The following is a 22,517-nucleotide window of genomic DNA, read 5'->3' as shown; positions in this document are numbered from 1 at the left end:
ATGAACGCCGGTTTTTTCCTGCCTGGCCGGTTACTTGATCAGGCTGAGAAATTCGCTGCGGGTGGCCGCGTTCTCGCGGAACTCACCCAGCATCACCGAGGTGATCATCGACGAATTCTGTTTCTCGACACCGCGCATCATCATGCACATGTGCTTGGCCTCGATCACCACGGCCACGCCTAGGGCGCCTGTGACTTCCAACACGGCGTCGGCGATCTGGCGGCTGAGGTTTTCCTGGATCTGCAGGCGGCGCGCATACATGTCGACAATACGCGCGACCTTCGACAGGCCCAGCACTTTGCCGCTCGGGATATAGGCCACGTGGGCCTTGCCGATAAACGGCAGCAGGTGATGCTCGCACAACGAGTACAGCTCGATGTCTTTGACCAGCACCATTTCGCTGTTGTCAGAGCTGAACAAGGCACCGTTGGTGACTTCTTCGAGTGTCTGTTCATAACCGCGGCAGAGGTACTGCATTGCCTTGGCGGCACGCTTTGGCGTGTCGAGCAGGCCCTCGCGGGACACGTCCTCGCCGAGTTGGCCGAGGATCGCGGTGTAATTCTGTTCCAGGGACATGAAACTACCTGTGGGATTTTCGCAAAGCGCAAGGTTACGGTGGCGGACACATCGCTGCAAGCCTGACGATGGCACTTGTTACTCGTCGCGCCCTTCCATCATGGTGCGCTTGAGCATCACATACACCGCGCCGGCGCCGCCGTGACGAGCCTGGCAGGAGGTAAAGCCGAGCACCTGGGCATGCTGGCGCAGCCAGGTATTGACGTGGCTTTTGATCATCGGCCGCTTGCCGTCCAACCGCACCGCCTTGCCGTGGGTGACGCGCACGCAGCGGATTTCGAATTTGGTCGCTTCGGCCAGGAAGGCCCAGAGGGTTTCCCGGGCTTTTTCCACGGTCATGCCGTGCAGGTCGAGGCTGCCTTCGAACGGGATCTGGCCAGCCTTGAGCTTGCGCATCTGGCTTTCCTGCACGCCGTCGCGGGCCCACATCAGTTCATCTTCGGGGCCGACGTCGATCACGAACTGGTCAGACAGGCCATCCACGGTGGTGGCATCGGTGCGCACGGTCGCGGCCTGGCGCAGCTTGGCGATCTGCGCCCGGTCAGTCTTGGGTTTGCCGGTGTCGGCGCGGTCGTGCTTGATCGGCTTGACGCCGCGCAGCTCGTTTTTGAACAGGGAAAAATCGTCGTCTTGCATGTCAGCCTCCGCGAAGGGCGGGCAGTTTACCTAAATCGCGGCGGCCAGGGCGCAGGAAACGCTATCCAAGCGCCATCAGTCGTGCTTTTTCATCAGGTGAGAGGCGATATTCAACGACAGCGGCTGGCGCATTTTCCGACGGCTGCGACGCCATAGCCACACGCCCAACCACAGCACCAGCAAGCCGATCCCCAGCAGAAGTGCCGAGCCGCCCGGGCTGGCATTCAGTTCGCCCAGGGCGGGCGAATGCCCAAACAGGCCGGCGCCACCAGCGCCCGCCAACAACAAGCCTACTATCGCCAGCAACGCGGCCATGCACGCTACCAGGCGCAGACGCCAATTGCTCGGGCCCTTGGGGCGCAAGCGACGAGCATCAAAACCATCGGATATCTTCATTCCGACCTTTCCTCCAGGGTATCGGCCCTTCGACCGGAAGATACACAGGTTGTTCCGGGGGGAGAGGTAAATGCGCCAAATGAAAGGGCTTTGCGGATGAGCGGAGCAATAAACACGCCGCTCACCGCCAGCAGGATCAGATCAAGTCTTTGGCCAGCGCCAGGGTGGCGAAGTTGTCTGCCATGATGGCCATTTCGGTTTGCTGCACATGCTCGGCGCTCAGGATACCGCCCTTGTAGGGCAGGTCGCGGGTGGCGCAGGCGTCTTCCACCAGGGTGCAGCGAAAGCCCAGGTTCTTGGCCGCGCGCACGGTGGTGCTGACGCTGGAGTGGCTCATGAAACCGCAGACGATCAGGTCGAGGGAGCCGAGGTCTTGCAGGTGCTTTTCCAGGCCGGTGCCATGGAAGGCGCTGGGCAGCAGTTTGCCGATGATGGTTTCGTCACCCTCAGGCTCAAGGCCCGGAATGAATTCGCCGCGCTCGCCCTGGGGGTCAAACAGGCCGCCCACGGTACCCAGGTGGCGCACATGCACAATCGGGCGCCCGGCACTGCGCGCTGCGGTCACAAGCTGCTTGATGTTCTCTACCGCCGCGTCCATGCCCGAGAGGGCGAGCGGGCCGCTGAGGTATTCTTTCTGGGCGTCGATGATCACCAGGGTCGCATGATTGAGGTTGGCTGCTGCGTAACCGCGACCGCTGAGTTGAAACATCGTCTTTGGAACGGACATTCTGGGGCTCCTGTGAGTGGGGCTTTTGCGACATTGTCCACTGGCTGAGCGCTTCTGTGAATCGCTACTATCGTAAGGTACGCCGTTGCTGGCGTGCAGCCATGTCAAGAGGCAGGCCTGTTTAACACAATGCGGGCAAATTGGATGAAATCCGACGTACGGCGCCAGGTTTTTCGTACATCGTCGGTACAGGTGAAGGCTGTTAGAATCGCCAGTCGTTTTTTCCAGGAGCTTGCCCCCGTGATCACTTCCCGCCTGCGCACCTTGCGCGACCATATCCGTTGGGCTGTCAGCCGTTTCCATGGGGAAGAGCTGTTTTTTGGCCATGGCACCGATAATGCCTGGGACGAAGCCCGACAGTTGGTGCTGGGCGCCTTGCACCTGCCGTGGGAAATCGCCGACAGCTATTTGGATTGCAACCTGGAAGAAGAGGAAATCTCCCACGTGCAGCGCTTGCTGCATCGCCGTATCCATGAGCGAGTGCCGACGGCCTACCTGTTGAACGAAGCCTGGTTTTGCGGCATGTCGTTTATCGTCGATGAGCGCGTATTGATCCCGCGTTCACCCATAGGCGAGCTGATTGAAGACCGCTTCGAACCCTGGCTGGCCCAGCCGCCGGCACGCATCCTCGACCTGTGCACCGGCTCCGGTTGCATCGGCATCGCCTGTGCCTATGAGTTCCCCGAGGCCGAAGTGGTGCTGGGAGACTTGTCCTTCGAAGCCCTGGAAGTGGCGAACCAGAACATCGAGCGCCATGGCGTCGACGAGCGCGTCTACACCGTGCAGGGCGATGGTTTTGACGGGTTACCCGGCCAGCGTTTCGACCTCATCGTGTCGAACCCGCCCTACGTGGATGCCGAAGATTTCGCCGACATGCCCGATGAATACCAGCACGAACCGGAACTGGGCCTGGCCTGCGGTGAAGACGGCCTGAACCTGGTACGCCGGATGCTGGCCGAAGCGGCGGACCACCTGACCGAGAAGGGCTTGCTGATTGTCGAAGTGGGCAACAGCCAGGTGCATGTCGAGGCGCTGTACCCGGAAGTGGACTTCGCCTGGCTGGACTTCAAGCGCGGTGGGCATGGGGTGTTTATGTTGACGGCTGAGCAGTGCCGCCAACACCAGGCCGTTTTCGCTGCCCGGATATAACTGCAGAAACTCGGTCAATGTGGGAGCTGGCTTGCCTGCGATAGCGGTGGGTCAGCTTGCACTTGTGCTACTGATACATCGCTATCGCAGGCAAGCCAGCTCCCCCATTTTGATTGCATTTCAATCTATCAGCGGTGCGTGGCAATCCAGATCAACAACCCCGCCTGGAACACCGTAAACGCCACCAGACAAGTGATGGTAAAGCGCAGCCCGCTGTCCTCACGCTTGAACTTGGTGACTTTCTCCTCTTCCTTGCGCAGCTTCACTTCCTGCTCCGCCAGGTTCTGCTCGGCCTGTTGCAGCATCTGTGCGGCTTCCAGGATCTCCACGAATTGCACTTTCTCGGTGTTCCAGCTGTCCAGCACCTCGCTGACCTTGCCGGGCTGCACATTGCCTTTGAGGTGCTGCACATCGGCGTAGGCCACATCGAAACCCTGGATACGCAGGAAATGATCGCGGCGCAGGCGCGTGGCTTCGTTGAGGGCGTCCTTGTTGGCCAGGTCCACGCCGTCGACGCGGTAGTGGGACCACTTCTTCTTCGCCCAGGCGGCGCCTTGAGCCACCAGGAAACGCCCGATACCGCGGTTGGCCGGCTCGATTTCCAGACTGTTGCCGGGCCCGAAGTGCACGCGGTGTTTATCGTGATCGACCCAGATATCCAGGTGGTTCTGCTCGCGCCGTACTCGCTGGCCCGGTAACTGGATGACCATGCGCAACAGGCTGTGGTGTTTATCATGGCGCTCGGCATAGCCGAACTGCACAAAGCGCAACGGCCGTGCGCCGGTCGCGCGGTCGGTGGCCAGCGGGGCCAGGCGCAGCATCTTGAAATGTTCGGCGTGAACGTCGGCCCACGGCAGGGCCGCTGCGGCGCCAGCTTCGGTTGCGGCCGGGGTCTCGGCGGTCGATTCGGGTGTTGTTTCGGTGGTTGTCATGCGGCGCGATCCTGTCCAAGCCCTGCGAGCCGACAGTCTTTTTACTGTCGACTCTGGACTTATCGGCCGTTTTTCCCAGGACTGGAGGCCAATTGCCGCTTAACGGGGTTGAAGTCCTTCGATAAAGCTGACGATACGTTGGCCCAGCTCCGCAGCCAGCGGCAGTTTCGGGTCGTTGTAGGAGGCCAGTTGCTGCTTCACGTTATTGGGCACGATGCGCATCACGTGGTTCATGCCTTCGATCACCGTCAACTGCGCGTCGGGCTTGGCCTGCTTCAGTTGCCGGGCATCACCTACGCCAACCTGGATATCGTTGGTGCCTTGGATAATCAGCGCCGGCATGTCCAAGCGCGCAAAGGCGGCCGACGGATCGGCGCGGAACAGGCTGATCAGATACGGCTGCACGCTGGGTCGGAAAATGCCCTCCAATGGGCGCGGCACGTCGGCGTCCACCTGGCCGGCCTTGAGGTGATCGAGTATTTCATTGCTGCGCAGCAGCAGGGCAGGGGGCAAGTGATCGGCCAGTTGCTGACGGATCACCTGGTCCACCGGGCGGGCGCTGCCAGACAAGGAAATGACCCCGGCCGGTTCAAGTTGCGGCGCGGCGAGGGCGGCGACCAGCGCGCCCTCGCTGTGGCCCAGCACAATCAGCGGGCCCATGCGCTTGTCGGCCTTGAGTAACTTGCCCCAGGCCACGGCGTCGGCCACATACGCCTCTAGGGTCAGGTTGCGCTCATCCGGCGTGGCCGCCAGGCTTGCAGCCACGCCGCGCTTGTCGTAGCGCACGCTGGCGATGTTATGCCGGGCCAGTACCCAGGCCAGGCGCTTGAGGCTGTCGTTGCGCGCGCCGTCGGCGCTGTTGCCGTTGCGGTCGGTGGGGCCGGAGCCGGCGATGATCAGCACCACCGGCACCGGTTTATCCGATTGCGGCAACAGCAGCGAGCCAAAGAGTTGGCCGCTGCCGGTGTCCAGGCTGATCGGGCGTTGCAAGACGACAGGGGAGGCGGCCTGGGCCACGGCGGTGAACAGGGTGAGGGTGAACAGCAGAACTCGCAGCATCATAGCGCCATCATTGGAGAGGTGCCGGTTGGACCAACGTCTACCGGTAAGGTTTCGAGGATGAACTAGTCGGTTAGCCTGCGTATACTGGCCGCCTTAAGTTATTACGGTTGACTTGATTCAACTGATTTCACGGAGCGCCCTGCATGTCCGGCAATACCTTCGGCAAGCTGTTCACTGTCACCACCGCGGGCGAAAGCCATGGCCCGGCGTTGGTCGCCATTGTCGACGGCTGCCCGCCAGGCCTGGAGCTGAGCCTGGACGACCTGCAGCGTGATCTCGACCGCCGCAAGCCCGGCACCAGCCGCCACACCACCCAGCGCCAGGAGCCGGACGAAGTCGAAATCCTTTCCGGGGTGTTCGAGGGCCGCACTACTGGCTGCGCCATTGGCCTGTTGATCCGCAACACCGACCAGAAGTCCAAGGACTACTCGGCGATCAAGGACCTGTTCCGCCCGGCCCATGCCGACTACACCTACCACCACAAATACGGCGAACGCGACTACCGTGGCGGTGGCCGCAGCTCGGCGCGTGAAACCGCCATGCGCGTGGCCGCCGGCGCCATCGCCAAGAAATACCTGGCCACCCAGGGCATCGTCATCCGTGGCTACATGAGCCAGTTGGGGCCGATTGAAATCCCGTTCAAGACCTGGGACAGCGTCGAAGACAACGCCTTCTTCTGCCCCGACCCGGACAAGGTGCCGGAACTGGAAGCCTACATGGACCAGTTGCGCCGCGACCAGGATTCGGTCGGCGCGAAGATCACCGTGGTGGCCGAAGGCGTGAAGCCGGGCCTGGGCGAGCCGATCTTTGATCGCCTCGACGCCGAACTGGCCCATGCGCTGATGAGCATCAACGCGGTGAAAGGTGTGGAAATCGGCGCCGGCTTCGCCTGCGTATCCCAGCGCGGTACCGAGCATCGCGATGAGATGACCCCTGAAGGTTTCCTCAGCAACAACGCGGGCGGCATCCTCGGCGGTATTTCTTCCGGCCAGCCGATCGTGGCGCACCTGGCGCTCAAGGCCACGTCGAGCATTACCACGCCTGGCCGTTCGATCGATGTGCACGGCAACCCGGTGGACGTGATCACCAAAGGCCGCCACGACCCGTGCGTCGGCATCCGCGCCACACCGATAGCCGAAGCCATGATGGCCATCGTGCTGATGGACCACCTGCTGCGCAACCGCGGGCAGAATGCCGATGTGCGCGTGAGTACCCCGGTACTGGGCCAACTGTGATCGCCTGGGGCAATGAGCGCGCTTATTGTGGTGAGCGAGCTTGCTCGCGCTGGGCTGCAAAGCAGCCCTGAATAAAATGAACCCAGCCCTCCCATACTGGCGCCTCTCCAGCTTCTACCTGTTCTATTTCGCCCTGCTGGGGGCGACAGCGCCGTTCCTGGCGCTGTACTTCGATCACCTCGGTTTCTCCAGCGCGCGCATCGGCGAACTGGTGGCCATTCCCATGCTGATGCGCTGCGTGGCCCCCAACCTGTGGGGCTGGATCGGCGACTACACCGGCCGGCGCTTGGCCATTGTGCGATTCGGCGCGGTGTGCACCCTGGCCAGCTTCTGCCTGATTTTTGTCAGCAAGACCTACGCCTGGCTGGCGATGGTCATGGCCATGCACGCTTTCTTCTGGCACGCGGTGCTGCCGCAGTTTGAAGTCATCACCCTGGCCCACCTGCACAAGCAAACCTCGCGCTACAGCCAGATCCGTCTGTGGGGCTCCATTGGTTTTATCCTCACCGTGGTGATCATGGGGCGCCTGTTCGATTGGCTGAGCCTGGATATCTACCCGGTGGCGGTCGTGGTGATCATGGCCGGCATCATCGGCGCCAGCCTTTGGGTACCGAACGCGCAGCCGGCCAGCCACGGCAACCGCATGGCCGGCGATGGCTTTCTCAAACAATTGCGCAGCCCCGGCGTGCTGGCGTTTTATGCCTGCGTGGCGCTGATGCAAATGAGCCATGGCCCGTATTACACCTTCCTGACCCTGCACCTGGAGCATTTGGGCTACAGCCGCGGCGTAATCGGCCTACTGTGGGCGCTGGGGGTGGTGGCGGAAGTGCTGATGTTCCTGGCCATGAGCCGTATTCTTGCGCGCTTTTCGGTGCGCCGGGTGCTGCTCGCCAGTTTCCTGCTGGCCGCGCTGCGCTGGTGGCTGCTGGGTTCATTTGCCGAAGTTTTCTGGCTGCTGCTGGTGGCGCAGTTGATGCACGCCGCCACGTTCGGCAGCTTTCACGCGGCGGCAATTGCCTTTGTGCAACGCAGCTTCGGTGACCGCCAGCAAGGCCAGGGTCAGGCCCTTTATGCCGCGCTGGCCGGCACCGGCGGCGCGCTCGGCGCCCTCTATTCCGGTTACAGCTGGAACCTGCTGGGGCCCACCTTCACGTTCAGTATCGCCAGCCTCGCGGCCCTGGCCGCCGCCATTATCATTGGCCTTCGATTGCAAGAGCCGAACCAAGGAACCGTGCAATGAGCTATGTAGCCGTCTACTCCATCGCCTCCCCGGACACCCCGAACAAAGTGTTGACCCATGCCGACGACATCCAGTCGACCCTGGCCGAGCACGGCGTGCGTTTTGAGCGCTGGCAGCCCAGCCCGATAGAAAAGGGCGCCACTGATGCTGAAATGATTGCAGCCTACCAGGCTCAGATCGAAGCCCTCGGCTACGCCGCTGTGGAAGTGGTCAGCGTGACCCAAGACCATCCGCAGAAGGACGTGGTACGTGCGCAGTTCCTGGGCGAACGTACCTACAGTGAAGACGAGGTGCGTTTCTTCATCGCAGGCCAGGGGCTGTTTACGCTGCACATAGGCGACTATGTGTACAGCTTGCGCTGTGAGAAGAATGACTTGCTGATCATCCCGGCCGGTGTGCCGCACTGGTTCGACATGGGCGAGAACCCGCACTGTGTGACACTGCGTTTGTTCAACACGGCCCAAGGCGTTGTGCCCTCGTTGACCTGTGATGCGATTGCCACTCGCTTTCCAGGACTGGATGACTAAGCGTAGATAACTGAATGTTCAACCCTGGGAAGTTGGAAGTTGCTGTGGGAAGAAACTTAATTATTTGTAGGGTAAAGCTGTTTGTTCTCTGCCGTGCGCTTTGATTCCACTCGTTATGTAACTCTCTGTTCAGCGTAAATGTTTATGCCATCTGTCAATAGGAGGAATCCGAAAGATGGCAGCGCATCAGCAGATATAAGGAGAGAACAATGAGTGGCCCCGAGGAGACGTATCGCCCGTCGGTTATTGTGCCCACGGCTATCAGAAAACGCCGGAGCTTGTCCGGCAAGCCCCTGACTCCCACGGAGCTGGAAATCCTGCGATGGGCCTCCGAGGGCAAGACTGTCTGGGAAATCAGCCAGATTCGCGCCACCTCTGAAGCCACGGTGAAATTTCATCTGCGCAACATCTACGGCAAGTTGGATGTCACCAACCGTGTGCAGGCAAAGAATGAGGCGGTTCGGCAGGGCTTATGTTAATGGCATGAAAAAGGGCCGCGACGCTGAGTAGCGTCGCGGCCCTTTTTCAGAGGTGTAGATTAGGCCGAGTGATAGGTCGGCAGCGCAAAGCGGTTCTGGCTTTGCAACATCGAAATCTGCGGCAGTTCGCTGGCTTGTTCGGCCAGGTCACGGCGAATGGCGCTAATCACCCAAGTCAGTTGGTCGGCAGTGTGCAGCTGCTGATAAGAGATCGAGCGCTTGACCTGCTTACCTTCGCTGTTGCGCAGGGTCAACAGGATACCGCCGTCCGGACGTGGCTGGGTGGTGACGTCGTAGTTGGAGAATACTGAAGCGAATTTATCTTGGATCAGGCTCATGTCTATCAGCTCCATTGGCTCAAGTTGGCAAGCATGGAGTGATAGGTGCAGTGATTGTGCCAGTATTGAATATTCTAAAAAATCGTTATAAATCAGCAAGTTATAAATTTATAGGATTTTCGTTTTCGTGCAATTTGCATGAAGGGCCATCGTGCATCCTGCATTTTGCGCTATCTGCCCGGTGATTTTTCCGGCAGGAAGGGGGAGGGCTGTAATGATACTGACCGTCTTTTGCTCGGAAAAATCCCGGTCGGCTGGGAGGTCGTCATCGCAGCGATGCGCCGACCCGACAAGCCAGCTCCTACATTTGAGGGTGGGGTGTCAGGGAGATAGCATCGGCCGGCCGCCACGAGATACAAAACTTTTCAAATCCCGCGTGTACAGCCAAAGAACCGCTGACGTATTTTCCGCTACACCAGTCGATGTACCTGGACCAGACCAAGAATAAGAAAAGGGACGTCCCGCCATGACTCATCAGCAAGTCGACATGATCACCTGGCGCATGATGCTGCGTAAGGTACCTGCCATTGTTCGGGCGCTCCCACGGGTGGTGCGCGGCATGCGTGCGGCCAACGTCACCGACCCCAACCAACCCTGCGGCCTGGGCTGGCATTTCGAACAAGCCACCTTGCGTAACCCTGACGGTGCTGCCCTGCTGTATGGGGACAGCGTGATCAGCTACCGCGACGCCAATCAGTGCGCCAATCGCATTGCCCATCACTTGCAGGCCCAGGGCATCCGCAAGGGCGATGTGGTAGCGCTGTTTATCGAGAATCGCCCCGAGTTGCTGCTCAACGTGCTGGCCGTGGCCAAGCTGGGCGGCATCTGCGCCATGCTCAACACGGCGCAAATTCAAGGGGCGCTGGTACACAGCCTGACCCTGGTCAAGCCGGTTGCCATTGTGGTCGGTGCCGAATTGCTGAGCCCTTACGCAGCAGTGCGCGATCAAGTCCAGATCCCTGCCGAGCGCACTTGGTTCGTGGCCGATCAGCCGGGCAGTAGGGTGCCCGACGGCTACATCGACCTGATGGCCGCCAGTGCCGAAAGCCCGGTGGACAACCCGGCGAGTTCCGCGCAGGTGTTCTTCCACGATCCCTGCTTCTATATCTACACCTCCGGCACCACCGGCTTGCCCAAGGCCGGCATCATGAAGCACGGGCGCTGGACCAAAACCGCCGTGAGCTTCGGCAGTATCGCCCTGGACATGGGGCCACAGGACGTCCTCTATTGCACCTTGCCGCTGTACCACGCCACCGGCCTGTGCGTGTGCTGGGGGGCGGCGATTATCGGTGCGTCCGGCTTTGCCATTCGGCGCAAATTCAGCGCCAGCCAGTTCTGGGACGATGCACGCAAGTTCAAGGCGACCACACTGGGCTATGTCGGTGAGTTGTGCCGCTATCTGCTCGACCAGCCCGCGAGTGCGCAGGACCGTGATAACCAGGTGACCAAGATGGTCGGCAACGGCCTGCGCCCCGGTGTGTGGGCGCAGTTCAAGCAGCGCTATGGTGTGGAGCATATCTGCGAACTGTATGCCGCCAGCGACGGCAATATCGGCTTTACCAACGTGCTGAACTTTGACAACACCATCGGCTTTTGCCTGCAGCATTGGGCGCTGGTGGACTACGCCCATGATACTGGTGAACCGCTGCGCGGCAGCAACGGGTTCATGGTCAAGGTGCCCACCGGCGGGCAGGGCCTGTTATTGGCGCGCATTGATGATAAGTCGCCCTTCGACGGTTACACCGACCCGGAAAAGAACCGCAAGGTGGTACTGACCGACGTATTCGAAAAAGGCGACCGCTATTTCAACACCGGCGACCTGGTGCGCAGCATCGGTTTCGGGCATGCGCAATTTGTCGATCGCCTGGGGGATACCTATCGCTGGAAGGGCGAAAACGTCTCGACCACCGAGGTGGAAAACGTCCTGCTGAAACACCCGCAGATCGCTGAAGTGGTGGCCTATGGCGTCGAGATCGACAACACCAACGGCCGCGCCGGCATGGTCGCCATCACCCCCAGCGAATCCCTGGCCAGCCTGGACATGCGCGAACTGCTGCAATTCGCCCACGGCCAGTTGCCCCCTTATGCGGTGCCGTTGTTTTTGCGGATCAAGGTGAAGATGGAAACCACCGGCACGTTCAAGTACCAGAAAGTGAAGCTCAAGGAGCAAGGGTTCGACCCGGACAAGGCTGGCAATGACCCGGTCTACGCCTGGTTGCCGGGTTCGGACAGCTATGTGCCGGTGACCGGGCAATTGCTGGCGCAGATCCAGGGCGGCCAATTCCGTTATTGATTCTGGCTATGGCGGCTTTTGACAAAAAAGCCATGACACCGGGGAACTCCATCGCGACACTGGGCGCCTTAAACAGTTATGTCCGTCGCCTCAGCAAGGAGCCCCCATGTCAGATCAGCCTAAACAAATGACCGAAGACGAAGCCGCCGAGTTTGCCGAGCAAGTCTTTGACGTCGCCCGACGCGGCGACGCCGCCATGCTTGCCGCATTGTTGGCGAAAGGCCTGCCGGCCAACTTTCGTAATCACAATGGCGACACCCTGTTGATGCTTGCGGCGTACCACGGCCATGCCGAGGCGGTCAAAGTGCTGCTGGAGTTCAAGGCCGACCCATTGATTGCCAACGACAAGAACCAGTTGCCGATTGCCGGGGCGGCGTTCAAAGGCAACCTGCCGGTGGTGCAGGCGTTGATCGAAGGCGGCACGCCGGTTGAGGCGGCCTCCTCGGACGGGCGTACGGCCTTGATGATGGCGGCGATGTTCAACCGCGTTGACATGGTTGATTACCTGCTCGGTAAAGGCGCAAACCCCAAGGCCACCGATGCACAAGGCGCGACGGCACTGGCCGCGGCGCAGACCATGGGCGCGGTGGATACGGCGGCGCAGTTGCAGAAACTGGTGTAGGCTACGCGCCCTTCAAAACTTGCCCGTTACAGGATCGCCCCATGAAAACCGCCCTCGTCGAACTCATCAGCAAAATCAGCGCCGGCGTCATGGGGGAGGATGAAGTAGCGCGTATTGCCGACGAAGCGGCCCAGGCCTACGCGGACCCGGCGGCGTTCCTGGCGGCCAATCCGGATATCAACTACGACGACAGTTTCCCGATTCCGCTGGGAGAGTGGGTGGTGGTCGGTAGCCTGCCAGACACGGTGTTGTTCCAGGCCGATACCTATGGCGACCTGTTTGCCCAGATCGTCGCGTCGTTCGGTCCGGGCGTGGCGTTCAACCTCAAGCCCAAGCAACTGGCCAAGACCGAAGACCTGACCGCGCTCAACCGCATCCAGATCCAGATGAGCGCCCTGAGCCCGGAAGACGGCGGTTATGTGCTGATGAACTTCAGCCAGTTGCTGGACGACGAGATCCAGGCAGTGCTGGTGTTCGGCAACGACCTGGCGCGGGTACTGGAACTGTGTGCCGAAGTCGGCATCAAGGCCGAACCATCATTGGAAGCCTTGAAGATTGCCGTACACGTCTGAAATAAAACGGAACCCGCGCCAAGGCTGACTATCCTACAAGTGCATGCCCTCACTTAGGAGCGACACCATGGGTTCCACGTTTAATAGTCTGATTGGCCTGATCATCCTCGCGCTGGATATCTGGGCAATCATTAACGTGTTCAAAAGCGGCGCCAGCACCGGCGCCAAAGTGCTGTGGATCCTGTTGATCCTGCTGTTGCCAGTGCTGGGCCTGATCATCTGGGCTATCGCCGGGCCGCGCGGTAACGTGCGGATCTGACGACCCACCCGATTTGGAGCGGGCACAGTCAATGTGGGAGCTGGCTTGCCTGCGATAGCGGTGGGTCAGCTTGCATTGTTTTGGTTGACACACCGCTATCGCAGGCAAGCCTGCTCCCACAGTGGGGTTTACGGCGTTAATTAAATTTGTGTGTCGAAACTATTCGCCGCACGAAATTTTCACATCCCATCCAAGACAATTCGCCGGCTTTATCCGGCTGCCAGGGCTCTATCTCCAGTGCCCTTAAAGGCAGGGTCGTGCCTTACGTTCAGTAATTAATAGCCTTGCCGGCCTCGATCGGGCACCATTTGTGCCACCGCGTTAACCGCCTACCCCAGCCAGCCTGGGCGAGGGACGGACGCCACTGCATTATTTCGCAACTTAAACTTCCAATGGGTCCTAAAACGACATGGCAAACCCGGACGCCCTGAATCAGCAGCGAGCTTCAAATCGCCTGCTGCAACCGACCGTCAAATCCCATCTGGCGTACACGCTGCTCTGCGCATTGGTCATGATGGTGATGTTTTCCCTGCTGCGCCTGGCGTTGCTGGTCTACAACCGCGAGATGATCCTCGATACGCCGGCCTCGACGTTCCTTGAAGCGTTTGCCAACGGCCTGCGCCTGGACATTCGCCTGGTGATGTACCTGCTGATTCCGCTGCTGTTGGCGCTGTTCAGCGTGCGGGCCATGGCGGCGCGCGGGTTCTTCCGTTTGTGGCTGACCGTCGCGTCCAGCATCGCCTTGTTCCTGGGCTTGATGGAGATGGACTTCTACCGCGAATTCCACCAGCGCCTCAACGGCCTGGTCTTCCAGTATGTGAAGGAAGACCCGAAAACCGTGATGAGCATGCTCTGGTACGGTTTCCCGGTGGTGCGTTACCTGCTGGCCTGGGCCGTGGGCACGCTGATCCTGAGCATGGCCTTCAAGGGCGCTGACCGCGCAACGCGCCCACGGGGCCCGTTCAGCGGCGGCACTGTCAGCACCCGCCAAGTGGCGCCGTGGTACAGCCGCATCGCAGTGTTCATGGTTTGCCTGCTGGTTGCCGTGGTTGCCATCCGTGGCACCCTGCGCCAAGGGCCACCGCTGCGTTGGGGTGACGTCTACACCACTGACTCGAACTTCGCCAACCAGTTGGGCCTCAATGGCACCTTGTCGCTGATCGCGGCGGCCAAGGCGCGCTTCGGTGAGGACCGCGCCAACATCTGGAAGGCGACCCTGGAACAACCACTGGCCACCCAGACCGTGCGCGACATGCTGGTGCTGCCGCAAGAGAAGCTGGTAGACACCGACACCGCTGCCGTGCGCCGTGACTTCACGCCACCGGACGAGAAAACCCTGCCGATCAAGAACGTCGTGGTGATCCTGATGGAAAGCTTCGCCGGTCACTCGGTTGGCGCATTGGGACGTCCGGGCAATATCACCCCGTACTTCGACAAGCTGACCCAAGAGGGCCTGCTGTTCGACCGCTTCTTCTCCAACGGCACCCACACCCACCAGGGTATGTTCGCCACCATGGCCTGCTTCCCGAACCTGCCGGGTTTCGAATACCTGATGCAGACCCCGGAAGGCAGCCACAAGCTGTCGGGCCTGCCGCAGTTGCTCAGTGCGCGTGATTTCGACGATGTGTATGTCTACAACGGCGATTTCGCCTGGGACAACCAGTCGGGCTTCTTCAGCAACCAGGGCATGACCAACTTCATCGGCCGCAATGACTTCGTCGACCCGGTGTTCTCCGACCCGACCTGGGGCGTGTCCGACCAGGACATGTTCAACCGTGGCCTGGAAGAACTGAAGGCGCGCGAAGGCGGCAAGCCGTTCTACGCACTGCTGCAAACCCTGTCCAACCACACGCCGTACGCATTGCCGACTCCATTGCCGGTTGAGAAGGTCACCGACCGTGGCAGCCTCAACGAGCATTTGACGGCCATGCGTTACTCCGACTGGGCCTTGGGCCAGTTCTTTGAAAAGGCCCGCAAAGAGCCGTACTTCAAGGAAACCCTGTTTGTGATCGTCGGTGACCACGGCTTTGGCAATGAGCAGCAGATCACCGAGATGGACCTGGGTCGCTTCAACGTGCCGATGCTGATGATTGCACCGGGCATGCGCGAGAAGTTCGGTGAGCGTGACCACACTGTGGGCACCCAGATCGACATCGTGCCGACCATCATGGGCCGCCTGGGCGGCGATACCTTGCACCAGTGCTGGGGCCGCGACCTGCTGAACCTGCCCGAAGGTGACAAGGGTTTCGGCGTGATCAAGCCATCGGGCAGCGACCAGACCGTGGCCTTGCTCACCGGCGACCGCGTACTGGTATTGCCCAAGGAAATGCCACCCAAGTTGTGGGAATACACACTGGGCGCCGAGCCGACTGGCAAGGTGATTCCGGAGTCGCCGGACGAAGCTGCACTCAAGCAGAAACTCGAGTCGTTCCTGCAGACCGCGACCAAGAGCTTGTTGGATAATACCGCAGGTGTCGTGGACGGTAAGCCGGACTAACTGACCGACAATAAAAAAGAGGCCTTCTAGAAGGCCTCTTTTTTTGCTTCTCAATTGTAGGAGCGCTTGCTCGCTCCGACAAACACCGTAGCGCGGTGTTTATATCTTGCCGAGCAACAACAGCACCAGCAGAACAACCAGTACCACACCCAGGATACCCGACGGTCCATAACCCCAGTTACGCGAGTGCGGGAACACCGGCAGACCACCGACCAGCAGCAGGATCAGGATAATAATCAGAATGAGGCTCATGGTTTTATTCCTTATAGGTTCTTTGCAAAAACCGGCTGTTTAACCGTTGGTTCGTCCATGTACAGTGGGACGCCTTACCCATTCCGACTCTGCCACTTCGTAAAAAATTCATTGTTTTTATAAAACATTTTGATGGGTCGCTTATTTCTTTTAACGCGTGCGCAACTTGAACTAATCAGTTGAAAAAAATTGAACTTAATCTATAGGCACGCCTGCGACCGAGCCCACGGTTTGCCCGGGGCATTCATCACCCTGATGGTGCGTGGGTAGAGCAAAAACCTTCGCTACACTGCCGGTCACTTCTTTCGTGAACCACAAGGCTACTTCCTATGCAAAACCGCATGATGATCACTGGCGCCGGGTCTGGCCTGGGTCGCGAAATCGCTCTGCGCTGGGCCCGTGAAGGCTGGCAGTTGGCGTTGTCTGATGTCAGCGAGCCCGGTTTGCAGGAAACCCTCAAGCAGGTTCGCGAAGCCGGGGGGGATGGCTTTACCCAGCGCTGCGACGTGCGTGACTACAGCCAGCTAACGGCCTTTGCCCAGGCCTGTGAGGTGAAGCTCGGGGGCATCGATGTGATCGTCAATAACGCCGGCGTGGCCTCGGGCGGGTTCTTCGCTGAACTGTCCCTGGAGGATTGGGACTGGCAGATCGCAATCAACCTGATGGGCGTCGTCAAAGGCTGCAAGGCGTTCCTGCCGCTGTTGGAAAAGAGCAAGGGGCGCATCATCAACATCGCGTCAATGGCAGCGCTGATGCAGGGCCCGGCCATGAGCAACTACAACGTGGCCAAGGCGGGTGTGGTGGCGTTATCCGAAAGCCTGTTGGTGGAACTCAAGCAACAGGAAGTGGGCGTGCATGTGGTGTGCCCGTCGTTTTTCCAGACCAACCTGCTCGACTCATTCCGTGGGCCAACCCCAGCCATGAAGGCTCAAGTGGGCAAGTTGCTTGAGAGTTCGCCCATCTCGGCGGCGGATATTGCCGACTACATTTACCAGCGCGTGGCCGAAGGCGAATTCATGATCCTGCCCCACGAGCAAGGCCGCATGGCTTGGGCGTTGAAGCAAAAAAATCCGCAACTGCTGTATGACGAAATGACCCTGATGGCCGACAAGATGCGCGCCAAGGCGCAGGCTGTTAAGGCCTGATTTGACTGGGGTCTGTCAGGCAAATTACCTACCTGTGTAGGAGATGCCTGATTTGCCCGCAAGCCATTGTCGGTCCAGCGCGAAGGGGGCATGGTCGAGGTCCTGTTACTGGAAAAGGACTACCGCCATGCTGGTCTTAAGCCGTGCTATAGGCGAAGCCATCGCCATTGGCGATGACATCACCGTGCATATCCTTGAAGTGAACGGTACTCACGTGAAATTCGGCATCGAGGCGCCGGTGGGCGTCAACGTGTACCGTGCCGAGGTGTACCGCAAGATTCTCAAAGGCGAGGGCCAGGCTACCCACCCCGTGCCGGTGCCCAACCCTTAGGCAGGCTTCAGTCGAACAGGTGCTTGGGCACATCGTGCTTGAGCATCAACTGGCATTGCTCGCTCTCGGGATCGAAGACGATCAGCGCCTGGCCTTTGGTCAGCGCCTGGCGCACGCGCAGCACGCGGGTTTCCAGGGGCGTGTCGTCGCCATTGTCGGTGCCGTCGCGGGTGACGAAGTCTTCGATGAGGCGGGTCAGGGTGTCGACTTCAAGTGCATCGTAGGGAATCAGCATACAAGCCTCAGGTGTCAGGTCCCGGCGATGCTACTGTGCCGGGACCTTTGTTGCCAGTATCAACTCACCGCGTCAGGACTTCTGGCCGACCAGGCTGTCCACCGACGGCACGCGGGTGTCGCTCTCCATTTGCGTTTCATGCTCGATCTGATGACTGAACCGATCCAGTGAGCCCTGGGCCGGTTGCGCATCGCTGGCAAACACCGGCGGGCTGAGGATATAGGCGCCCAACAAGCGGCTCAGGGCGGCGAGGCTGTCGATATGGGTACGCTCGTAACCATGGGTGGCGTCACAACCGAAGGCCAGTAATGCAGTGCGAATGTCATGGCCGGCGGTGACCGCCGAGTGCGCATCGCTGAAGTAATAGCGGAACAGATCGCGGCGTACCGGCAGGTCGTTGTCCGACGCCAGGCGCAGCAAGTGGCGGGACAGGTGATAGTCATAGGGCCCGCCGGAGTCCTGCATGGCCACGCTCACCGCATGTTCGCTGGAGTGCTGGCCGGGGGCGACCGGGGCGATATCGATGCCGACAAACTCACTCACATCCCAGGGCAGGGCGGCCGCTGCGCCACTGCCGGTTTCCTCGGTAATGGTGAACAGCGGGTGGCAGTCGATCAGCAAGGGTTCGCCACTGTCGACGATGGCCTTGAGCGCGGCGAGCAGGGCGGCGACGCCGGCCTTGTCGTCCAGGTGGCGAGCGCTGATATGCCCGCTCTCGGTGAACTCGGGCAGTGGGTCGAACGCCACGTAGTCACCCACACTGATGCCCAGGGAGTCGCAGTCGGCACGCGTGGCGCAGTAGGCGTCCAGGCGCAGCTCGACATGGTCCCAGCTCACCGGCATTTCATCCACGGCGGTGTTGAATGCGTGCCCGGAGGCCATCAGCGGTAATACGCTGCCGCGAATCACGCCGTTGTCGGTGAACAGGCTGACCCGGCTACCTTCGGCAAAGCGGCTCGACCAGCAGCCCACCGGCGCCAGGGTCAGGCGCCCGTTGTCCTTGATCGCACGCACGGCGGCGCCGATGGTGTCCAGGTGGGCGGAGACGGCGCGGTCAGGGCTGTTTTTCTGGCCCTTGAGGGTGGCGCGAATGGTGCCGCGCCGGGTCATTTCAAACGGGATGCCGAGTTCTTCCAGGCGCTCGGCGACGTAGCGCACGATGGTGTCGGTAAAACCGGTGGGGCTGGGAATGGCGAGCATTTCCAGCAGCACTTTTTGCAGGTACGCGAGATCGGGTTCGGGAATGGTTCGGGTCATGGAAACTCCTGATGAGTTGAGGGCGATCGTTCCCACGCTCTGCGTGGGAACGCCTCAGGGACGCTTTGCGTCCGCTGTGGTGACGCAGAGCATCACAGGCTGCATTCCCACGCGGAGCGTGGGAACGATCGGTAGTCAGGTAGCTGGCTGACTGTGTGGGAACAACAAATCCACAAACTTCTCAGCCGTGGGTTGCGGTTCATGGTTGGCCAGGCCGGCCCGTTCGTTGGCTTCGATAAACACATACTCTGGCTGGTCGGCCGCAGGTACCATCAGGTCCAGGCCGACCATAGGGATATCCAGGGCACGGGCCGCACGTACGGCTGCGTCCACCAGTGTCGGGTGCAGGATCGCCGTGACATCTTCCAGGCAACCCCCGGTGTGCAGGTTGGCGGTGCGTCGCACGGCCAGTTGCACGCCACGGGGCAGGATGCTGTTGTAGTCGTAACCTGCGGCTTTGAGGGTGCGCTCGGTTTCTGCATCCAGCGGGATTTTGCTCTCGCCGTCGGTGGCCGCCTGGCGACGACGGCTTTGCGCCTGGATCAACGCGCGAATCGAATGCTGGCCGTCGCCGATCACTTCGGCAGGGCGACGAATCGCTGCCGCGACCACTTCAAAACCGATCACCAGAATCCGCAGGTCCAGGCCTTCGTGGAAGCTTTCCAGCAACACGCGGCTGTCGAACTGGCGCGCCGCTTCGATCGCCTGCTGCACGTCTTCGATGCTGCGCAGATCCACTGCGACGCCATGGCCTTGCTCGCCATCCAGCGGCTTGACCACGATGCGCTGGTGTTCGTCGAGAAACTCCAGGTTGTCGTCGGCACTGCCCGCCAACTGTTGCACCGGCACCTGCAGGCCCGCCGCCTTGAGCACCTTGTGGGTCAGGCTCTTGTCCTGGCACAGGGTCATGCTGATGGCGCTGGTCAGGTCGCTCAGGGACTCACGACAACGCACGCGACGCCCGCCGTGGCTGAGGGTGAACAGGCCCGCATCGGCGTCGTCAACGTGCACATCAATACCGCGTCGGTGGGCTTCTTCGACAATGATGCGCGCGTAAGGGTTGAACTCCGCCTGCGGCCCCGGGCCCAGAAACAGCGGTTGATTGATGCCGTTCTTGCGCTTGATTGCAAAGGTGGTCAACGCCCGAAAGCCCAGCTTGGCGTAAAGGCTCTTGGCCTGGCGGTTATCGTGCAGCACCGACAAGTCCAGGTAGCTCAAGCCTCGGCTCATGAAGTGCTCCACCAAGTGGCGCACCAACACTTCACCGACGCCAGGGCGGGTGCATTGAGGGTCGACGGCCAAACACCAGAGGCTGCAACCGTTCTCCGGGTCGTGGAAGGCCTTGTGATGGTTGAGGCCCATCACGCTGCCAATCACCGCGCCGCTGTCTTCGTCTTCGGCCAGCCAGTAAACCGGGCCGCCTTGATGACGTGGGGTGAGGCGTTCCGGGTCGACAGGCAGCATCCCGCGGCCCTGGTACAGGTGGTTGACCGCTTGCCAGTCGGCCTCGCTCTGCACCCGGCGAATACGAAAGCCGCGAAACACCCGGGTGGCCGGGCGGTAGTCGGTGAACCACAGGCGCAGGGTGTCGGACGGGTCGAGGAACAGTTGCTGCGGGTCAATGCCCAGGATTTGCTGGGGCGCTGCCACGTACAGGGCGATATCGCGCTCGCCAGGCTGCTCGTTGAGCAGTTCCTGGGCCAGGCTTGCCGGGTCGGGAAAGGTGTGGCCAATCAACAACCGGCCCCAGCCGCAATGCACGGCAATCGGGTCGGCGGCCAGTGCGCTGCCATCTTCGGCCAGGCGCGCTTGCAGGCGCTCGTAGGTCGGCGCCTGGCCCTTGAGTAAGCGTTGGCTGTAAGCCGCGGCATTCGGTTTCATGGATCAGATTCCTTGTTCGCTCAGCCACAGGTTCAGCGCCGCCAGCTGCCACAGCTTGGAGCCGCGCAGCGGGGTCAATTGGCCTTGCGGGTCGGTGAGCAAGCGGTCGAGCATGGCCGGGTTGAACAGCCCGCGGTCCTGGCTCGGGTCCAGCAGCAACTCGCGCACCCAATTCAAGGTATCGCCCTGCAGGTGCTTGAGGCCGGGCACGGGGAAGTAGCCTTTCTTGCGGTCGATGACTTCGCTGGGGATCACCCGACGCGCCGCTTCCTTGAGCACCTGTTTGCCGCCGTCGGGCAGCTTGAACTGGGCCGGCACACGGGCCGACAGTTCTACCAGGCGGTAGTCGAGGAACGGTGTGCGCGCTTCCAGGCCCCAGGCCATGGTCATGTTGTCGACGCGTTTGACCGGGTCGTCCACCAGCATCACCGTGCTGTCCAGGCGCAGGGCCTTGTCCACCGCCGCCTCGGCGCCCGGCATCGCGAAATGCTCGCGCACGAAGTCGCCGGCAGCGTCGTTGGCGGTCAGCCATTGGGGCGCGACGGTCGCCGCGTAGTCGTCGTAGCTGCGGTCGAAAAACGCCTCGCGGTAGGCCGCGTACGGGTCGCTGGCACCGTCCACTTGTGGGTACCAGTGGTAACCGGCGAACAGTTCATCGGCGCCCTGGCCGCTCTGCACCACTTTGCAATGCTTGGCCACTTCCCGCGACAGCAGGTAGAAGGCGATGCAGTCATGGCTGACCATCGGCTCGCTCATGGCGCGGAAGGCGGCCGGCAGTTGCTCGATGATCTCGCTTTCGGCGATGCGCAGTTGGTGGTGATGGGTGCCGTAGTGTTTGGCGATCAGGTCTGAGTACTGGAACTCATCGCCACGTTCGCCGCCGGCGTCTTCAAAGCCGATGGAGAAGGTCGACAAATCCTCCACGCCCACTTCACGCAGCAGGCCGACGAGCATGCTCGAATCGACGCCGCCTGACAGCAGCACACCCACATCCACCGCCGCACGTTGGCGGATGGCCACGGCTTCGCGGGTGCTGTCGAGCACGCGGTCGGTCCAGTCTTCCAGGGTCAGGTGTTTTTCGTCCTCATGGGGGCCGTAGGGCAGGGTCCACCAGGTTTTCTGTTCAGTCTTGCCGCTGGCGTCGATGCGCATCCAGCTGGCGGGCGGCAGCTTTTCGATGCCGGCCAACAGCGTGCGCGGCGCGGGGACCACGGCGTGGAAATTCAGGTAATGGTTGAGCGCCACCGGATCGAGGATCGGGTTGATGTCGCCGCCCTTGAGCAACGCGGGTAGCGCCGAGGCAAAGCGCAGGCGTTGGCCGGTGCGCGACAGGTACAGAGGTTTGACCCCCAGACGGTCGCGGGCGATGAACAGGCGCTGCGCATCACGCTCCCAAATGGCAAAGGCGAACATGCCGTTGAGCTTGGGCAGCAGCGCTTCGCCCCAGGCGTGGTAGCCCTTGAGCAGCACTTCGGTGTCGCCACCGGAATAGAAGGCGTAACCCAGGGCTTCCAATTCTTGGCGCAGCTCCGGGAAATTATAGATAGCGCCATTGAACGCCAGGGACAGCCCCAGATGGGCGTCGACCATCGGTTGGGCAGAGCCGTCCGACAGGTCCATGATTTTCAGGCGGCGGTGGCCCAGGGCAATCGGCCCTTGGGCATGAAAACCCCAGGCGTCGGGGCCTCGGGGGGCGAGGTGATGGGTGATGCGTTCTACGGCTGCCAGGTCGGCAGGTTGATGATCAAAGCGTAACTCGCCAGCTAATCCACACATAAGTTCCTTACCGGTTTTTCCGTTGGGGAGGGGTCAACACTCAATACGCCCAAAAGGGCGCGTACCCAGAAACTGACCCAGTGCTATGCGTGGAGTTTTA

General features: G+C 60.9%; 24 protein-coding genes. 12 read left to right on the top strand and 12 right to left on the bottom strand.

Annotation, left to right across the window (positions count from 1 at the left end; translation table 11 throughout):
• Positions 1 to 30: 30 nt before the first annotated feature.
• The 4 genes from folE to GH769_RS16155 form a co-directional block, all read right to left on the bottom strand.
• Positions 31 to 576, bottom strand: a complete 546-nt coding sequence (gene folE, locus GH769_RS16170; protein ID WP_014719282.1) for a GTP cyclohydrolase I FolE — start codon at positions 574 to 576, stop codon at positions 31 to 33.
• A 78-nt stretch (positions 577 to 654) separates the two neighbouring features.
• Positions 655 to 1,212 carry a Smr/MutS family protein gene (locus tag GH769_RS16165; RefSeq protein WP_003192796.1) on the bottom strand — a complete coding sequence of 186 codons (558 nt, stop codon included), beginning with the start codon at positions 1,210 to 1,212 and terminating at the stop codon, positions 655 to 657.
• A gap of 75 nt (positions 1,213 to 1,287) precedes the next feature.
• Positions 1,288 to 1,608 (bottom strand): hypothetical protein, encoded by a 321-nt coding sequence (locus GH769_RS16160; protein ID WP_014719281.1) that lies wholly within the window; start codon positions 1,606 to 1,608, stop codon positions 1,288 to 1,290.
• Positions 1,609 to 1,744: 136 nt separating this feature from the next.
• The gene (locus tag GH769_RS16155) at positions 1,745 to 2,335 is read right to left on the bottom strand and encodes a cysteine hydrolase family protein (RefSeq protein WP_014719280.1); all 591 of its coding nucleotides are present in this window, start codon (positions 2,333 to 2,335) and stop codon (positions 1,745 to 1,747) included.
• A gap of 240 nt (positions 2,336 to 2,575) precedes the next feature.
• Between GH769_RS16155 and prmB the strand changes: the two genes are divergently transcribed.
• Complete coding sequence (gene prmB / locus GH769_RS16150; protein ID WP_014719279.1) at positions 2,576 to 3,484, top strand: 50S ribosomal protein L3 N(5)-glutamine methyltransferase; 909 nt, start codon at positions 2,576 to 2,578, stop codon at positions 3,482 to 3,484.
• Positions 3,485 to 3,612: 128 nt separating this feature from the next.
• On the opposite strand, the gene GH769_RS16145 is transcribed toward prmB, so the two are convergent.
• Positions 3,613 to 4,416, bottom strand: a complete 804-nt coding sequence (locus GH769_RS16145; RefSeq protein ID WP_019818578.1) for a hypothetical protein — start codon at positions 4,414 to 4,416, stop codon at positions 3,613 to 3,615.
• Positions 4,417 to 4,515: 99 nt separating this feature from the next.
• A complete protein-coding gene (locus GH769_RS16140; RefSeq protein WP_019818577.1) occupies positions 4,516 to 5,478 on the bottom strand; it encodes an alpha/beta hydrolase in 963 nt (320 codons plus the stop codon).
• A gap of 143 nt (positions 5,479 to 5,621) precedes the next feature.
• Between GH769_RS16140 and aroC the strand changes: the two genes are divergently transcribed.
• The 4 genes from aroC (at position 5,622) to GH769_RS16120 (ending at position 8,959) form a co-directional block, all read left to right on the top strand.
• Positions 5,622 to 6,713, top strand: coding sequence for a chorismate synthase (gene aroC, locus GH769_RS16135; RefSeq protein ID WP_014719276.1), 1,092 nt, complete (start codon positions 5,622 to 5,624; stop codon positions 6,711 to 6,713).
• A 76-nt stretch (positions 6,714 to 6,789) separates the two neighbouring features.
• Positions 6,790 to 7,953, top strand: a complete 1,164-nt coding sequence (locus GH769_RS16130) for an MFS transporter (protein ID WP_020302244.1) — start codon at positions 6,790 to 6,792, stop codon at positions 7,951 to 7,953.
• Positions 7,950 to 8,480, top strand: a complete 531-nt coding sequence (locus GH769_RS16125; RefSeq protein ID WP_032903740.1) for an acireductone dioxygenase — start codon at positions 7,950 to 7,952, stop codon at positions 8,478 to 8,480. The genes GH769_RS16130 and GH769_RS16125 overlap by 4 nt, the downstream gene beginning before the upstream one ends.
• Positions 8,481 to 8,689: 209 nt before the next feature.
• Entirely contained in the window at positions 8,690 to 8,959 is a 270-nt protein-coding gene (locus GH769_RS16120; protein WP_014719273.1) for a response regulator transcription factor, read from the top strand.
• A gap of 59 nt (positions 8,960 to 9,018) precedes the next feature.
• On the opposite strand, the gene GH769_RS16115 is transcribed toward GH769_RS16120, so the two are convergent.
• Positions 9,019 to 9,297 carry a DUF3509 domain-containing protein gene (locus GH769_RS16115; RefSeq protein WP_003172952.1) on the bottom strand — a complete coding sequence of 93 codons (279 nt, stop codon included), beginning with the start codon at positions 9,295 to 9,297 and terminating at the stop codon, positions 9,019 to 9,021.
• A gap of 466 nt (positions 9,298 to 9,763) precedes the next feature.
• Here GH769_RS16115 and GH769_RS16110 point away from each other — a divergent pair, with 466 nt between their 5' ends.
• The 5 genes from GH769_RS16110 to GH769_RS16090 all read left to right on the top strand — a co-directional run bounded on the left by GH769_RS16110 (position 9,764) and on the right by GH769_RS16090 (position 15,540).
• Entirely contained in the window at positions 9,764 to 11,590 is a 1,827-nt protein-coding gene (locus tag GH769_RS16110; protein ID WP_032903738.1) for a long-chain-acyl-CoA synthetase, read from the top strand.
• A 106-nt stretch (positions 11,591 to 11,696) separates the two neighbouring features.
• Positions 11,697 to 12,212: an ankyrin repeat domain-containing protein gene (locus tag GH769_RS16105; RefSeq protein ID WP_060767627.1), complete on the top strand. Its 516-nt coding sequence runs from the start codon at positions 11,697 to 11,699 to the stop codon at positions 12,210 to 12,212.
• Between the two features lie 41 nt (positions 12,213 to 12,253).
• Positions 12,254 to 12,784 (top strand): hypothetical protein, encoded by a 531-nt coding sequence (locus tag GH769_RS16100; RefSeq protein ID WP_032903736.1) that lies wholly within the window; start codon positions 12,254 to 12,256, stop codon positions 12,782 to 12,784.
• Between the two features lie 67 nt (positions 12,785 to 12,851).
• Positions 12,852 to 13,043 carry a PLDc N-terminal domain-containing protein gene (locus tag GH769_RS16095; protein WP_003192770.1) on the top strand — a complete coding sequence of 64 codons (192 nt, stop codon included), beginning with the start codon at positions 12,852 to 12,854 and terminating at the stop codon, positions 13,041 to 13,043.
• Positions 13,044 to 13,452: 409 nt separating this feature from the next.
• Positions 13,453 to 15,540, top strand: coding sequence for an LTA synthase family protein (locus GH769_RS16090; protein ID WP_032903735.1), 2,088 nt, complete (start codon positions 13,453 to 13,455; stop codon positions 15,538 to 15,540).
• Positions 15,541 to 15,639: 99 nt separating this feature from the next.
• On the opposite strand, the gene GH769_RS16085 is transcribed toward GH769_RS16090, so the two are convergent.
• Positions 15,640 to 15,792, bottom strand: a complete 153-nt coding sequence (locus tag GH769_RS16085) for a DUF3309 family protein (RefSeq protein ID WP_003192767.1) — start codon at positions 15,790 to 15,792, stop codon at positions 15,640 to 15,642.
• 329 nt (positions 15,793 to 16,121) lie between these two features.
• On the opposite strand from GH769_RS16085, the gene GH769_RS16080 reads away from it, so the two are divergent.
• Together GH769_RS16080 and csrA are read left to right on the top strand one after the other, a co-directional pair.
• Positions 16,122 to 16,937, top strand: coding sequence for an SDR family oxidoreductase (locus GH769_RS16080; RefSeq protein ID WP_014719268.1), 816 nt, complete (start codon positions 16,122 to 16,124; stop codon positions 16,935 to 16,937).
• A gap of 127 nt (positions 16,938 to 17,064) precedes the next feature.
• Complete coding sequence (gene csrA / locus GH769_RS16075) at positions 17,065 to 17,268, top strand: carbon storage regulator CsrA (RefSeq protein WP_014719267.1); 204 nt, start codon at positions 17,065 to 17,067, stop codon at positions 17,266 to 17,268.
• 7 nt (positions 17,269 to 17,275) lie between these two features.
• Here csrA and GH769_RS16070 read toward each other — a convergent pair whose 3' ends face one another.
• The 4 genes from GH769_RS16070 to GH769_RS16055 form a co-directional block, all read right to left on the bottom strand.
• Complete coding sequence (locus GH769_RS16070; RefSeq protein WP_003192759.1) at positions 17,276 to 17,503, bottom strand: YheU family protein; 228 nt, start codon at positions 17,501 to 17,503, stop codon at positions 17,276 to 17,278.
• A gap of 72 nt (positions 17,504 to 17,575) precedes the next feature.
• Positions 17,576 to 18,760 (bottom strand): osmoprotectant NAGGN system M42 family peptidase, encoded by a 1,185-nt coding sequence (locus GH769_RS16065; protein WP_014719266.1) that lies wholly within the window; start codon positions 18,758 to 18,760, stop codon positions 17,576 to 17,578.
• Positions 18,761 to 18,895: 135 nt separating this feature from the next.
• The gene (ngg, locus tag GH769_RS16060; protein ID WP_032903734.1) at positions 18,896 to 20,641 is read right to left on the bottom strand and encodes an N-acetylglutaminylglutamine synthetase; all 1,746 of its coding nucleotides are present in this window, start codon (positions 20,639 to 20,641) and stop codon (positions 18,896 to 18,898) included.
• A 3-nt stretch (positions 20,642 to 20,644) separates the two neighbouring features.
• On the bottom strand, positions 20,645 to 22,417 hold the full coding sequence (locus GH769_RS16055) for an N-acetylglutaminylglutamine amidotransferase (protein ID WP_032903733.1): 1,773 nt from the start codon (positions 22,415 to 22,417) through the stop codon (positions 20,645 to 20,647).
• Positions 22,418 to 22,517 lie beyond the last annotated feature (100 nt).

Origin of the sequence: Pseudomonas sp. CFSAN084952 (assembly GCF_009648855.1) — a bacterium.
GTDB lineage: Bacteria > Pseudomonadota > Gammaproteobacteria > Pseudomonadales > Pseudomonadaceae > Aquipseudomonas > Aquipseudomonas paracarnis.
This window is presented reverse-complemented; position numbering and strand designations above follow the sequence as displayed.

Coding starts and splice junctions, on each gene's coding strand:
- ngg (WP_032903734.1), bottom strand. CDS start 20,641: ATGAAACCGAATGCCGCGGCTTACAGCCAACGCTTACTCAAGGGCCAG.
- GH769_RS16130 (WP_020302244.1), top strand. CDS start 6,790: ATGAACCCAGCCCTCCCATACTGGCGCCTCTCCAGCTTCTACCTGTTC.
- GH769_RS16120 (WP_014719273.1), top strand. CDS start 8,690: ATGAGTGGCCCCGAGGAGACGTATCGCCCGTCGGTTATTGTGCCCACG.
- GH769_RS16110 (WP_032903738.1), top strand. CDS start 9,764: ATGACTCATCAGCAAGTCGACATGATCACCTGGCGCATGATGCTGCGT.
- GH769_RS16165 (WP_003192796.1), bottom strand. CDS start 1,212: ATGCAAGACGACGATTTTTCCCTGTTCAAAAACGAGCTGCGCGGCGTC.
- GH769_RS16105 (WP_060767627.1), top strand. CDS start 11,697: ATGTCAGATCAGCCTAAACAAATGACCGAAGACGAAGCCGCCGAGTTT.
- GH769_RS16080 (WP_014719268.1), top strand. CDS start 16,122: ATGCAAAACCGCATGATGATCACTGGCGCCGGGTCTGGCCTGGGTCGC.
- GH769_RS16100 (WP_032903736.1), top strand. CDS start 12,254: ATGAAAACCGCCCTCGTCGAACTCATCAGCAAAATCAGCGCCGGCGTC.
- csrA (WP_014719267.1), top strand. CDS start 17,065: ATGCTGGTCTTAAGCCGTGCTATAGGCGAAGCCATCGCCATTGGCGAT.
- GH769_RS16140 (WP_019818577.1), bottom strand. CDS start 5,478: ATGATGCTGCGAGTTCTGCTGTTCACCCTCACCCTGTTCACCGCCGTG.
- GH769_RS16085 (WP_003192767.1), bottom strand. CDS start 15,792: ATGAGCCTCATTCTGATTATTATCCTGATCCTGCTGCTGGTCGGTGGT.
- GH769_RS16155 (WP_014719280.1), bottom strand. CDS start 2,335: ATGTCCGTTCCAAAGACGATGTTTCAACTCAGCGGTCGCGGTTACGCA.
- GH769_RS16160 (WP_014719281.1), bottom strand. CDS start 1,608: ATGAAGATATCCGATGGTTTTGATGCTCGTCGCTTGCGCCCCAAGGGC.
- GH769_RS16145 (WP_019818578.1), bottom strand. CDS start 4,416: ATGACAACCACCGAAACAACACCCGAATCGACCGCCGAGACCCCGGCC.
- GH769_RS16065 (WP_014719266.1), bottom strand. CDS start 18,760: ATGACCCGAACCATTCCCGAACCCGATCTCGCGTACCTGCAAAAAGTG.
- GH769_RS16115 (WP_003172952.1), bottom strand. CDS start 9,297: ATGAGCCTGATCCAAGATAAATTCGCTTCAGTATTCTCCAACTACGAC.
- aroC (WP_014719276.1), top strand. CDS start 5,622: ATGTCCGGCAATACCTTCGGCAAGCTGTTCACTGTCACCACCGCGGGC.
- GH769_RS16055 (WP_032903733.1), bottom strand. CDS start 22,417: ATGTGTGGATTAGCTGGCGAGTTACGCTTTGATCATCAACCTGCCGAC.
- GH769_RS16125 (WP_032903740.1), top strand. CDS start 7,950: ATGAGCTATGTAGCCGTCTACTCCATCGCCTCCCCGGACACCCCGAAC.
- GH769_RS16070 (WP_003192759.1), bottom strand. CDS start 17,503: ATGCTGATTCCCTACGATGCACTTGAAGTCGACACCCTGACCCGCCTC.
- GH769_RS16095 (WP_003192770.1), top strand. CDS start 12,852: ATGGGTTCCACGTTTAATAGTCTGATTGGCCTGATCATCCTCGCGCTG.
- folE (WP_014719282.1), bottom strand. CDS start 576: ATGTCCCTGGAACAGAATTACACCGCGATCCTCGGCCAACTCGGCGAG.
- GH769_RS16090 (WP_032903735.1), top strand. CDS start 13,453: ATGGCAAACCCGGACGCCCTGAATCAGCAGCGAGCTTCAAATCGCCTG.